Below are 12,682 nucleotides of genomic sequence, written 5' to 3'. Positions count from 1 at the left end.
TGGTACGATTTCAGATTCGCCAGTCGGCTGACCATTCATGAGGACAGCCCCATGGCAGTAGTACTGAAATCCCCCAAAGAAATCGAGAAAATGCGTGCAGCCGGCCGCATAGTGAAGCGGATTCATCGTCGAATCGAAGAAATCTGCAAGCCAGGCGTGACACTGCTGGATCTCGATGAAGAAGTAGGGCGTCTGATTAAAGATGCGGGTGCCCGAAACCTCTTTCTCAATTATCCAACCTACCGCTCTGGCGAGGGGTTCCCAAGCAACGCATGCATCAGCATGAATGAAGTTGTGGTACATGGGATCGCTGATGAAACAGTCGTAAAAGACGGTGATATCATCTCGCTGGATGTTGGCGTACAGATCGATGGCTGGTGTGGAGACGCAGCAGTAACGATTTTAGTCGGGGATGTCGCTCCTGAAACACGCAAACTGTGTGAGGATACGGAGCACATCCTGAATCTGGCGATCAGTGAAATGAAGCCAGGTCGGAAGTGGTCACAGATCGCTCGACTGATGCAAAGGTATGCTGATAAGCAGGGTTATGGTGTTGTTCAGGATTTTGTTGGCCACGGTATTGGCAGACAAATGCATGAAGACCCGAAGGTGCCGAACTATGTGTCGCGTGAATTGATGCGAAATGACATTAATTTACGCGAGGGACTGGTTTTGGCGGTCGAGCCGATGTGCAATCTGGGCACAAAAGAAGTGAAAACACTTCGTGATGGTTGGACGGTTGTGACACTAGATGGGAAACCATCTGCTCACTACGAGCACACGGTTGCGATCACGAAAGACGGCGCTGTGCCTCTGACTGATGGTAATTGAGCCTGTACAAGGAAGTAAGTAACATCAGCGTGCTGATGTAGAGATAAGATAACTCGCATAACTGTGAGAAAAACGAGGTAAAACTTGGCCAAGGAAGACAAACTTCAATTTGATGGCGAGATTCTCGAGGCGTTGCCTAACGCAATGTTTCGAGTAAAGCTGGAAAATGATCATGAAATGATCGCTCATATCTCTGGAAAGATGCGTATGCACTACATTCGTATTCTTCCCGGTGACCGAGTGACTGTTGAGATCAGTCCATACGATCTGTCGAAGGGCCGCATTACCTATAGACACTAAGATAAAGCCTGTTAAGGGCATCTTGAGGTGAATTATGAAAGTACGTGCTTCAGTCAAGCGTATCTGTGAGAACTGCAAGATCGTGCGTCGCAAAGGCGTCGTTCGCGTGATTTGCACAAACCCAAAGCATAAGCAGCGCCAAGGGTAATTAACCGCACACAATCGGACGGATTCTGCTATAATCCGCGTCCGTTTTGAATTGATAAGAGGAATTAAACATGCCACGTATTCTCGGTGTTGACATCCCGGATAATAAGCCAATCCGGATCTCACTCACGTATATCTACGGCGTTGGTCCCCACCATGCCAAATTGATTCTCGAAGAAGCCGGTATTGACGGCCAGGTTCGTGCACACACACTGAACGAGGACCAACTCGCTCAGTTAGCAAACCTGATTGAGAACAATTACGTTGTTGAAGGTGCACTGCGTCGTCAAATCGGCCAGAACATCCAACGCTTACGTGACATTCGTTCATACCGCGGCTACCGTCACCGTGCAGGTCTTCCTTGTCGTGGTCAGCGAACGAAGACGAATGCTCGTACCCGTAAGGGGCGTAAGAAGACGGTTGCAGGTAAGAAGTCAATCAAGGGCGCGAAGTAATCCACGGGTTCTGGAAGCTAATCATAAGCTTCTGGATACTGTTCTCAAGATATTGGGAATGCTGGAATTACATGCGGCTTGAATTTGACAAGCTTACTGCATGCAGACAAAATATTGATGCGCGACTCATTGTGGGTCGCGTTTCTACATAATCGAGGATGAGTTGCCCGCCTTTTGTTCATTCAGGAGAGTGGCAACGCAAGCAATTTTCGAGGTAATAGCCAAATGGCAAAGCGCACGAAAAAAGTACGTCGTAACGTTTCACGTGGCATCGCCCACATCAAATCCACCTTCAACAACACGATCATCACGATCACCGATATGAATGGTGAAACGATCTGTTGGGGTTCTGCTGGCGCAGTCGGCTTCAAGGGTTCACGTAAGTCAACCCCGTTTGCCGCAACGCGTGCATCAGAAGAGGCGGCTCAAAAGGCTGCTAAGATGGGTGTTCAGGAAGTTGAAGTTCGCATCAAGGGTGCAGGCCCTGGCCGCGAATCAGCAACCACTGCTCTTCAATCAGCTGGTATCAAGATCACAGCGATCGAAGATCACACTGCCATTCCTCACAATGGTTGCCGCCCACGCAAGAAACGTCGCGTCTAATAAACGATTCGCACCCTGCTCTTTAACGAGAGTAGGGTTGTTTTCTTTGTTACCCGTGAAGAGAAGCATTTGGTTTAATTCGGCAGAGAACTGAATTGCGATAATCACGGCCAACTACCTCATAACATCTGCTGAATCATTGGAGCATGATATGCGAATCCGATGGAGAGGTTTAGAACTTCCTCACCGCGTGAATCTTGAAGATTCAACCGCATCCGACACGTACGGTAAATTTACTGTTGAGCCATTCGAGCGTGGTTTTGGTACGACGATTGGTAACTCACTTCGCCGCATCCTGCTTTCCTCTTTGGAAGGTGCTGCGATCACGAATGTGAAAATCAAGGGTGCTGCTCACGAATTTTCCTCACTTGACGGTGTAATGGAAGATGTCACGGACGTTATTTTGAACGTCAAGGACATCATCGTTGACATGGAAGGTGATGAAACCCGCACCATGCGTCTGCAGGCGGAAGGCCCCGGTGAAGTTACCGCTGAACTGATCGAAGCAGATACATCAATCACGATTGAGAATCCAGAGAAAGTGATCGCTACGCTGACAAAGCAGATCGACTTTGATATGGAATTCACGGTTGAAAAAGGCCGCGGCTACATGCCTGCTTCCGAGCAGTACGATGGTACGAAGGATCAGGAAGTCGGCGTGATTCCGGTTGACGCGAACTTCTCACCTGTTACCCGTGTGCGTTACCGCACCGATGACACGCGTGTGGGCCAAAAGACCAACTACGACAAACTCACGCTTGAGATCTGGACAAACGGTACTGTGACGCCTGAGATGGCCATGGTTGAAGCCGCTAAGATCATGCGTAAGCACCTGAACCCATTCGTGATGTATTTCGAGTTGGGCCAGGAAACAGCTTCAGAGCAAGCTGCTGCAGCTGCTCGTGTTGATGAGGAACTGATCCGTAAGCTTCAGATGCCTGTCAGCGAATTAGACTTGTCTGTCCGTGCAAACAACTGCCTTGAGTCAGCAAAAGCTGCAACGGTTGCAGAATTGGTTGCATACGCAGAGACTGACCTGATGAAGGTTCGTTCGTTCGGCAAGACTTCACTCCGCGAAGTGAAGCGTAAACTGTCAGATCTTGGCCTTGAGCTTGGCATGCAATTGCCACCTGAGATCAAGAAGGCAGTCGAAACCGGCAACCCCGGCCTCTAATTTATGATTAGAGATGTTAAATAAGGCAATTTACGCACAGCCCTGATTAACGTCACGGCTGTGTCTTTCGAGAACACTTGAAACATAGTGATCTCAAGAGGCCTCAACGCCTCGGTCTGATGTCAGACCTCCGCCCCGTGAATGTGTTGTAAATGAATCTATGTGACGCATAGATTGGTTTCACGGGAGTGGCTCGTTATTGCAGCAGTCTCAGCCGCGATGACCCGTCAATAATCCAATAAGGAGAACCCAAGATGAGACACCGTATCGCAGGCCGTAAACTTGGCCGAAATACTGCACATCGTAAAGCATTGTTCCGCAACATGGCTGTTGCTCTGTTCACACATGGTCAGATCACAACGACCATCCCTAAGGCGAAAGCACTTAAGCCATTCGTAGAAAAGCTGATCACATCCGCGAAGAAGGGTGATCTTGCTTCACGTCGTCGTGCAATCGCTGCACTCGGCGGAAACAAGCTGATGGTTCGTGGTGAAAACGACGAGAACGTACCACGTAACAAGTACGGCGAAATCACAAAGATTGAGCGTAAAGCAGCACCTAAGGTTGTGAAGCATCTCTTCGATGAAATCGCACCGAAGTTTGCTGACCGTAACGGCGGCTACACTCGTATCGTCAAGCTCGGCAAACACCGAATCGGTGACGGTGCGGATCTCTGCGTGATCATGCTCGTGAGTGATGAAGACACCGGACCACAGGTCGGCGGTCAGCTCTCACGTCGTCGCGATAAAGCGAACAAGCGTATGGAGTTCGCTGCGAAACTACGCAAGGCTGACGCGAAGGAAGAAGCTCAGGAAGCCCCTGAGGTGAAAGCAGAAGTTGAAGCTGAGGTTGAAGAAGACAAAGAGTAATCTTTGATTCGACATCAATAAATATTAAAACGGCTAGCTCTTGCAGTTGGCCGTTTTTTATGTGCGTCCGACAAGAAACAGGCGGCTGATAACTACGTGATAAACTAAAAAATGAAAGATGATTTATCTATCCGATCGATTGTGTGGATAGAGATTTGGAAGATGGATTCAAGAGGTTTGATGGCGGATGAAAAATGGAAGGTAGAAGGCGAAGAGTTTGGATTGGATGATAAGGTGAGTAAGGAGAAAGTTACTAAAACGACGAAAGCTGTCGATGCGCTTCGGTTTCATGTAGTTCTGTAATGGGGAGAGACGGGATGCGCGATGTACGATATGACACCCTACCGTCTTATCCACGTTTTGATCATGTTTTTGATTATCCTCGTGGTGATTTCATTTGTCTCCACAGGCCATTCTGCTATCACCGCCACAGATGAAATATCTGTCGTTGACACAAATGGCAACACATCCGTGACGCGTACTTACGACATGTCATGGGGAGCTGCTGTTCTCGATTGGGGACTAGCAGAGGATAATTGGGGACTTGAGGACCTGGAAAAGCGAAATGTTTCAGATGAAACAGATCGAGCTGGCGTCAGTGTGAGTGAAGAAGGGCGTTTCGCCTCAAGAAATCTTCGAATCAGCATGCGAATGCAAAAGGATATGCAGCTTTTGAGTGATATGTCTGAGGATGTACAAGTACGAGTACTGGGTGAAGGCGGGAGAATGATGCTTGTCGAAGGCGATTTAGCTGGAGTAGAGCGTTTCGAAAAGTTACTCAATATGTATCAACAGATGCATGCGAAACATGTGCTAGGTATAACTGTCAGAGGTTATTTGGTTGATGTTGATGCTGAAGGAATTGATGGCTTGGTACGAATGAAGCATCACACACTTGATACGGCGGATTCAACAGAACTCAAACGACGATTGGATGGGATGGTCGGTGGGGCAGCCGTACAGATGATGGGGCAAGTGATTGAAGGTGGCGGAAGTAGTTGGGTAAGCCGCATTGGTAAACAGTGGATGGTATCCGCAGATGATAATCCAAAAGGTGTTGGCGAAGCTGCATATTCTAATATGCAAGGGCATGCTCGCGCGAAAGTGAAGGTGTTCGAGATCAATGACGACGGTATAGCACGAGTCGGATTAACACTTGGCTTGCGTGCTCAAGGTACAGAAACCGCAGGCTATCGCGAGGTTGAAGTCGAAGCGGATATTAATCCTGATCTAGACGAGGAAGCCTATCGCAGACAGCACTTTCTTGGCTTAAGCCAAGATAAGACAAAAGAAACTCGGCTAGAAAAAACCGATGCTGAAGGTGGCGTGAATGAGTATGGCGGGCGTTATCGCTCGGTAAGCGAAGTTCGGTTGCCAGGTAGTCTGGTTGTTGTCCAAAGTGTTTGGTGGGATCTCAGTAACGAAGAGCAATTAAGCAAAGATAGTGAGAGCACGGACAAGAAAACAAGTGCTATTGATGGCAGAATCATGATCTGGATTGTCGATCTGGGCCGCGAATAAGCCAATTGCATCTTGCTTGATTACATGCTATCTGCATGAACAACTGTTTTTTCAGATTCGATCTTTTGTTGCTTCTCAATTTCTTTGCCAGCCTTACTTGGCTTACCATCTCTGAGTAATAGTACCCCAAGAAAAATAATAGCTGTCGCAATGTAGTCTATTAGGCTAATAGACTCACTAGTGAATAGAGAGCCGATTAATAACGCGACGACGGGCGGAATATAAGTTGAAGCAGATGCGGTGATCGCTCCAAGTTTATCGACGATGTAGTAATAGATCATGTAGGCAAAACCAGTCCCAAGCAGTCCAAGCCCAATGATGAGACCGAGATAAGCTCGCGGTGACGTCCAGATATTATTAAAGCCTGTAAAATCAGTTATTACCAGATAAGTAATTGTAGCGAGCCCAAGCTGATAGGTTACCAATGCGATGGGTTGAATCTTTAGCGGCGAAATATACTTCCGGACATATACAAAAGATGCACCGCAACTGAGTGATGCGAGCAAGATGTAGAACACGCCCATTGGATTGATCGCGTTAACATCTTGGCCCGTTGGCCGAGCAATAAGTACGACGCCAACAAACCCAACAAGTACACCAACAATCTTTTTCAGATTGATTTTTTCATCTCGTAAAAATAGCACCGCACAGATAAAAGCAAACAGCGGAATGCTCCCACCCAATGCACCATTAATACCTGAAGGCAGTAATGCGGCTGCGTTTGCGAATCCAAAGTAGTAGACGGTTGCAGCCAACAAAGATGCGACAAAGAAATGGTGAATATGCTTAATATGACTAAAACTCATCGCTCTTTGAATAAGCGCCGCAATAAAGACAGGAATGAAACCAAAAAATACGCGGCTAAAAGCGACCTGATCTGGCGTGATTAAATCGGTCGCGTATTTCATGAAAATGTATGTCATCCCCCAGACGATACCAACTGTCCAAAAGGCGATGATGGGGAGGAACTTCGAATCTAACTGCTTACTCATGTGCTTCTACTTCATTGTGGGGAAACATAATCGATTGAGGCGGATTATAACAAGAGCAGTAGGACATGAGAATCCACAAAAAAACGTGACCCAAACTTGGCCACGTCTCAATGATTTCAGTACGAATTTCGTATCACTCTTGATACGCCCCCGCAGAATATGTTAGCTCATAAGAATGCGAGTAAATTTCAAAAACTATACCGAATGGATCCTCGACATAAACCATACGGTATGGCTTTTCGCCAGGATAGTAGTATCGAATTGGCATTCGTTGCTTACCACCTAGTGCGACAATTTTTTCTACCAAACCTTCGACATCTGGATCCTGTATGCAAAAATGGAATGTCCCTGTGCGGTTGTAGTCGAGATTTTCATCTGGCGTATAGTTGTCTTTAAACTCGAACAACTCTACACCAATCCCGTCGACGGTAGACATATGGGCAATTTTGAATGAACCCCAGCCTTTGCCGAACACATCATCACACATAACACCGATCGCAGAATCATCCGAGTGAATCGTGGTAGGCGGCATGATGATATACCAACCCATCACTTCAAGATAAAACTCAACCGCTTTATCAAGATTTGGTACAGATAAGCCAACATGTGAGAATCGACGCGGATAGACATTTTGAACTTCTTTAGTCATTAGAACCTCTCTTTGCGCAAAGACGGTCGTGATAGGAATCATAGACAAGTGCTGATCCGACAATGATCGTCATGTAAACAAAAAAACAGCCCTCCGATAAGAGGGCTGTGAATGTTTAAATGTGCAGTCTACTAGGTGTAAGACCTATTACAGTCTTAGAAGCTACGGTTTGAGTAACCGCCGCCGCCACCGCTGTAGCCGCCGCCACCGCCGTAGCCACCGCCGCCGCCGCGACGACCACCGCCGCCACCGCCGCCACCGTAACCACCGCCGCCGCCACGACGACCGCCGCCGCCACCGCCGCCGCCACCGTAGCCACCACGGCCACCGCCGCCGCCACCACCGTAGCCACCGCCACCACCGCCGCGTGGGCGTGATTCGCGAGGTTGTGCTTCATTAACCTTGAGATTACGGCCTTCGAATTCAGTATCGTTGAGCTCGGCAATCGCAGTATTCGCTTCTTCGTCATCTGACATAATTACAAAGGCAAAGCCTTTTGAGCGGCCGGTCGCACGGTCGATGATGATTTTCACCTCATCAACGGTGCCAAAGTTGTCGAACAGAGCGCGAAGTGAGTCTTCAGTCGTCTGATAGCTCATGTTGCCGACATAAATGTTCATTGGAAACGTTCTCCATCTGCTGCCTTTTTTGCAGCTCATCTAAGAAAAAATACAAGGGCCAAACCAAGTGGCCAGACCCATAGAGTCATAAGTCGATGCGGGTGCACCGATTCAATCAACGAATCTGAAAAAGCGGAAACTTAATGTGTGATTAGCAGATAGAGAAGAGTTCAGATCTTAGACCAGAAAACGCGTACTCTCCTGTTTACCGCACGTACGCCGTAACAGACTTAGTCCATTCTCGGCATATTCACAGAAATAAGCAACTAAATCCGCAAATAAATTTCAGTTAAACTTCTGTTTACCTTCGCTATCTCATCAATTTGTGGGTTTTCTAAAGGATAACCAGCTCATTTTCAGTCATACCATAAAATCATAAAATCAATAGACAAAATGACTTACGACACTCAATCAATCACCGTGATCAAAAAGGTTTTGTTATTTGATCGAGAATATGATCTTCAATAAAAAGTGGAACATTTGTGGCCGAACCCAGTGCAATGGCATCTGAAGGTCGAGCGTCGAGCACAATTTCTTTTTCACGACCACTCAAAACGATCTGAGCGAAGAATGTATGCTCTTGCAAATCCGATATGATAATTCTGTCAATCTTACCCCCCAATTGAGCAATCGCGTTGGCTAAAAGCTCATGTGTCAAAGGACGTGGTGGTAGGTTGCCCAATAATCGCCGTTCTATCGCAGCTGCTTCGTAATAACCGATCGTGATGGGCATGACTCGCTCCCCATCTTTTTCACGCAATTCGACAATGTGCGTGTCGTCGGTTTCCTGAATCAGAATTCGTGTTAATTCAACCTGTATAAGCATGAATGTCCCCTTCTGCTAATCGTGAGGCTACATGTATTGTGGGCAGGATTGGGTGAAAGATCTAGTCTTACCCAATGAAAAGCTCTCGCCAGCATCACGGCAATTGAATTAATGCATGATACGAACCGTCATGATAGGTAGGCGGTGTCGTCCCAGCCGGGAAAATGGCTGTTTCACGAACTAACGATCCACCTGTGGTGTCGAGGATGTACTGTGTTTGCTGTTGATTTTCCTCTGACTCTAATGAACAGGTCGTATACAAGATATATCCCCCATCTCGTACATGCCCGAACAATTCCGTGATAATCTCATGCTGAAGTGAGACAAGTTCCTTAAGCGACTGATCGTTAAGCCGGTATCGAGCCTCTGGCCGCCTTGCCAAAACAGCCGAGTTTGAACATGGCACATCCAGCAAAAGTAAATCAAATTCCTCAGCAGGTAATGCTTCTGGCTCAACAACCTGAACATTTGGGAATTCATCCGGAATCTGTGATAAATCTCGCCTGCGTTTATCATCAACATCTGTCGAAATGATTTTTGCTTCGGGGTGAAGGTTTGCCAATTGCCTAGTTTTAGTCCCCCTGCCCGCACAAAAATCCAATGCCGACTTAATCGGCAAATCCGCTGTCGAACGAACCGCTTTGGTGTGTGCGGGATCTTGAACCCGTCGATGATGAGACTGCGCTAAAAAAGCGACTAACTCCGCATGTGTCGATCGCCAGACCAAACAATTCGGCGTCGTGTGGATGTCATAATCATTCGACTCCGGATCTGCTTCAAACTCAGCCTCTGTCACAACCAACGTGGGTGGCGTCAGAATATTGTGTTGGCAAAGCATCGTCGCTTCCTCAGCCCCATAAGCCTCGATCCAGCGACGTGGTAGCCTCCGGGGGTGAGATGTCGCCAGAGCTAGATTCGCCACCAGATCATTCGGATCAGGTAACAGAGGCTGCTTCAACTTCAGCGTTCCCGCTTCAAGCGGCAGAGCGTCTGCAGCAGGCCGCCAAGGCTCATCCGGATCATATCCTTCCACAACCTCTGCAACACGGCGTAGCACCGCATTCACCAGCCCAGCTGCTTTCGCACGCACATGAGTTCGTGTCATCTTCACAGATTCATCCACCACCGCATAGGCTGGCAATCGGGTCATGAAGACCAACTGAGCTGCCCCTGAAAGCAATATGGCCCTCACAGGAGCTTCTAGAGCCGAAAACGGCTTCCCTTTCAAATATTGCGACACAATAAACTCCAGCGTGATGTATCGCTGCAGAACCGTTCGGTGAATCGCTGTCGCCAAAGCTGTATCAAGATGAGACAAACCCGTCGTATCTAGAGGCGTTGGCGGCAAATTAGGAAATCGATCAACAATCCGCGCAATCGAAGCCGCAACCGCAATTCGTGGGTTGGCAAATGGTGGCATCAACTGCTGCAGAGCCTGAGTCTGTATCTGCTTGCCGGCCATTCAAAGCTCCTCCTGACAGGTCAGGCTGATCATACGCGGATCAGCTAACGAACAAATATGCCCCAAAAACCGCTCCACAAGTAACAAACTGCAGAACGCTCTCTTCTTTACATTGGCCAGTGAATCACGAACATCCCACCCCATAATTGGTTATTGGCTTTCTGTGACATGGTGCCAATGACCCAAATGATTCTCATAACATAGGCTTCAAGACGTGAGACAGGGCTTGAACGGCCAAAGATGATAGTACCAATTTAACAATTTTAATCGGAAGTCGCACGACCTTTTTGCTCATCCGCTTCGATCATCTCATCTGCAGGTGGCAATTCCGGCTCGACAATCCCCAATGCCTTACGTACTTCTTCGATAAGCTGATCAACCTTGAAAGGCTTAAACAGCACTGAGGATAATCCCTCTTGCGATGCTCTCACAATCGAGTGATGCGGGTCATATCCAAACCCCGTCATCAGCAAGACCGGCAACCCCTCTTGCGTTCGCTGGGCCGCAGCAAAAATCTCATACCCATTACGGTATGGCATCTTGATATCCGAAATCACAAGATCAAAATCTTGATGCTGCTCCAACTGTGAACACGCCTCATAACCATCCTTACAAGACGTCACATTGCAGCCATGCTTCTTGAGCACATCCGAAATCGTCTGTCGAATGTTTGGCTCGTCATCCGCAATAAGGATCTTCTTACTCTTAAGTGCCGGATCATCAATCGACTCAGCGACCTTCTCCGTTCCCAATACAGCCTTCGGCCCAGCTGTCACCGCACGCACTGAATCACGCAAGGAAATCACGTTCTCCAAAATTCGATTCAAACGTGCACGCATCGAATCGTCACCGATGTATTCTTCCATCAGCGTTTGTGCTTCAGTCACAATATCGTTGATCGGTTGCGACATCTCTTGTGCAACCGAATCCGTAATCTGTCCGGATGTCGTATACCGCTCCACCACCAGCAAATCTAGAATATTAAGCGCAAGCGCCACATTACGACCAAAGATCTCAGCAAATTGCCTGTCTTCTTCTGTAAACGCGCCAACCTGAGATGATTCAATATTGTACACACCAACAACATCATCAAACATCGTCAACGGAACCGTTAATGACGACTTGCAATGCGCAAGCCCAATCACATAACGCGAATCCTTCTCAGTATCATGACAGATATACGAACGCCCTGTCGCACCGACATAACCTGAAATACCATTCCCTTCAGGCTGTGCATACAAATCGATTTCTAAAGCTTCGTGAGGCAACCCCTCAGATATCACCACTTCCAACTTATTCGTACGCTTGTCTAATAGTCGAATAGAGAAGTGATCGAAATGCATCAAGTCTTTCGAATACTTGATGATCTTTTCTTGCAGTATCTTCAGCCGGTCTGAAGGCGTTGCCTTCGCCACAACATCCGACTCAATTCTTGTAAGCTCACGACCCGCCGAGTCAATCGCATCAATTTTCGACTGTAAACGCCGACCCGATGTTGCATCCCAAACCACCGCGACAACCTGCCTTACCTTGCCCGTATCATCAACCACTGGCGAGGTAATCATCTCATAGTATCGATCCAAAACTTGGAACGTAAACTTCTTAGATCTTGGTGTCTGCTTCGAAGAACTTCTAGCAATCAACGATGAGAAAATGTGAAGTGCCTGCGTACAGATCCGCTTCGCGTGCTCCGCAACCTCGGGAGCAAAGCCCTGCATCTTCGTATTTGACCATGAACACCGCCCGTCCGAATCAACAATCAGCACCCCTTCGCCAATCGTGTTCAGCACCATAGATGCCTTCTCACCGACCAACGCTCGTTCCAGCGGCAAGAAATCCCCAGTATCAGCATAAACCGCGTGGAACGTCTCCGTCCTCATCGCTTCTAACGCATCCTCCATCGTCGTCACAATTTCGACTTCGAAATGATCAGAAAGAAGACCCGCAACATTCATGTTGCCGGTGACACGTCCTTTGAAAACCAATACTTTCGGTCGCTGGATACTCATAAGCCCTTTATTACCAAATCCCAGTTCCGATTCGAATATCAACCCACAGATGTCTTGCTCGACAAGTTACTTATCGGCTATCTGCTCCCACAATGCACATACCACAGCGAATATGCTGCCCGCTTGATCACATGAGTTTAATGAATATTAGAACTCATGGGTAAGTGAAAACAGCTAGAACGATGAAATTATGCCGACACATCCCTCAAATATCACCTCAAACC

15 protein-coding genes are annotated in these 12,682 nt (G+C 47.7%); 9 read left to right on the top strand and 6 right to left on the bottom strand.

Annotation, left to right across the window (positions count from 1 at the left end; all coding sequences use genetic code 11):
* Positions 1–51: 51 nt before the first annotated feature.
* From map to KS4_RS06590, 9 genes are all read left to right on the top strand, one after another.
* Positions 52–831, top strand: coding sequence for a type I methionyl aminopeptidase (gene map, locus KS4_RS06625; protein WP_145076326.1), 780 nt, complete (start codon positions 52–54; stop codon positions 829–831).
* 84 nt (positions 832–915) lie between these two features.
* Positions 916–1,131: a translation initiation factor IF-1 gene (gene infA / locus KS4_RS06620; RefSeq protein ID WP_145076324.1), complete on the top strand. Its 216-nt coding sequence runs from the start codon at positions 916–918 to the stop codon at positions 1,129–1,131.
* Positions 1,132–1,165: 34 nt separating this feature from the next.
* Positions 1,166–1,279 carry a 50S ribosomal protein L36 gene (gene rpmJ, locus KS4_RS06615; protein WP_145076322.1) on the top strand — a complete coding sequence of 38 codons (114 nt, stop codon included), beginning with the start codon at positions 1,166–1,168 and terminating at the stop codon, positions 1,277–1,279.
* Positions 1,280–1,349: 70 nt separating this feature from the next.
* Entirely contained in the window at positions 1,350–1,733 is a 384-nt protein-coding gene (rpsM, locus tag KS4_RS06610; RefSeq protein ID WP_145076320.1) for a 30S ribosomal protein S13, read from the top strand.
* Positions 1,734–1,958: 225 nt separating this feature from the next.
* Positions 1,959–2,336: a 30S ribosomal protein S11 gene (gene rpsK / locus KS4_RS06605; protein WP_145076318.1), complete on the top strand. Its 378-nt coding sequence runs from the start codon at positions 1,959–1,961 to the stop codon at positions 2,334–2,336.
* A 151-nt stretch (positions 2,337–2,487) separates the two neighbouring features.
* The gene (locus KS4_RS06600; protein WP_145076316.1) at positions 2,488–3,510 is read left to right on the top strand and encodes a DNA-directed RNA polymerase subunit alpha; all 1,023 of its coding nucleotides are present in this window, start codon (positions 2,488–2,490) and stop codon (positions 3,508–3,510) included.
* Between the two features lie 254 nt (positions 3,511–3,764).
* Positions 3,765–4,379 (top strand): 50S ribosomal protein L17, encoded by a 615-nt coding sequence (gene rplQ, locus KS4_RS06595; RefSeq protein ID WP_145076314.1) that lies wholly within the window; start codon positions 3,765–3,767, stop codon positions 4,377–4,379.
* Between the two features lie 162 nt (positions 4,380–4,541).
* Entirely contained in the window at positions 4,542–4,682 is a 141-nt protein-coding gene (locus KS4_RS17545) for a hypothetical protein (RefSeq protein WP_200761649.1), read from the top strand.
* A 21-nt stretch (positions 4,683–4,703) separates the two neighbouring features.
* Entirely contained in the window at positions 4,704–5,900 is a 1,197-nt protein-coding gene (locus KS4_RS06590) for a hypothetical protein (RefSeq protein WP_145076312.1), read from the top strand.
* Between the two features lie 20 nt (positions 5,901–5,920).
* Here the strand turns inward: KS4_RS06590 and KS4_RS06585 are convergent, their stop codons facing one another.
* The 6 genes from KS4_RS06585 to KS4_RS06560 form a co-directional block, all read right to left on the bottom strand.
* Positions 5,921–6,892: a DMT family transporter gene (locus KS4_RS06585; protein ID WP_145076310.1), complete on the bottom strand. Its 972-nt coding sequence runs from the start codon at positions 6,890–6,892 to the stop codon at positions 5,921–5,923.
* 133 nt (positions 6,893–7,025) lie between these two features.
* Complete coding sequence (locus tag KS4_RS06580; RefSeq protein WP_145076308.1) at positions 7,026–7,541, bottom strand: lactoylglutathione lyase family protein; 516 nt, start codon at positions 7,539–7,541, stop codon at positions 7,026–7,028.
* A 155-nt stretch (positions 7,542–7,696) separates the two neighbouring features.
* A complete protein-coding gene (locus KS4_RS18015; RefSeq protein WP_145076306.1) occupies positions 7,697–8,161 on the bottom strand; it encodes an RNA recognition motif domain-containing protein in 465 nt (154 codons plus the stop codon).
* A gap of 424 nt (positions 8,162–8,585) precedes the next feature.
* Positions 8,586–8,987 carry a bifunctional nuclease family protein gene (locus KS4_RS06570; protein WP_145076304.1) on the bottom strand — a complete coding sequence of 134 codons (402 nt, stop codon included), beginning with the start codon at positions 8,985–8,987 and terminating at the stop codon, positions 8,586–8,588.
* Positions 8,988–9,081: 94 nt separating this feature from the next.
* Positions 9,082–10,449, bottom strand: coding sequence for a transcription antitermination factor NusB (locus tag KS4_RS06565; protein ID WP_145076302.1), 1,368 nt, complete (start codon positions 10,447–10,449; stop codon positions 9,082–9,084).
* Positions 10,450–10,712: 263 nt separating this feature from the next.
* Complete coding sequence (locus KS4_RS06560) at positions 10,713–12,458, bottom strand: response regulator (protein ID WP_145076300.1); 1,746 nt, start codon at positions 12,456–12,458, stop codon at positions 10,713–10,715.
* Positions 12,459–12,682: the final 224 nt, after the last annotated feature.

It is taken from the genome of Poriferisphaera corsica, assembly GCF_007747445.1.
In the GTDB taxonomy this organism is placed as follows: domain Bacteria; phylum Planctomycetota; class Phycisphaerae; order Phycisphaerales; family Phycisphaeraceae; genus Poriferisphaera; species Poriferisphaera corsica.
The sequence above is the reverse complement of the archived record's forward strand: the minus strand, read 5'-3'. Positions and strand labels throughout refer to the sequence as shown.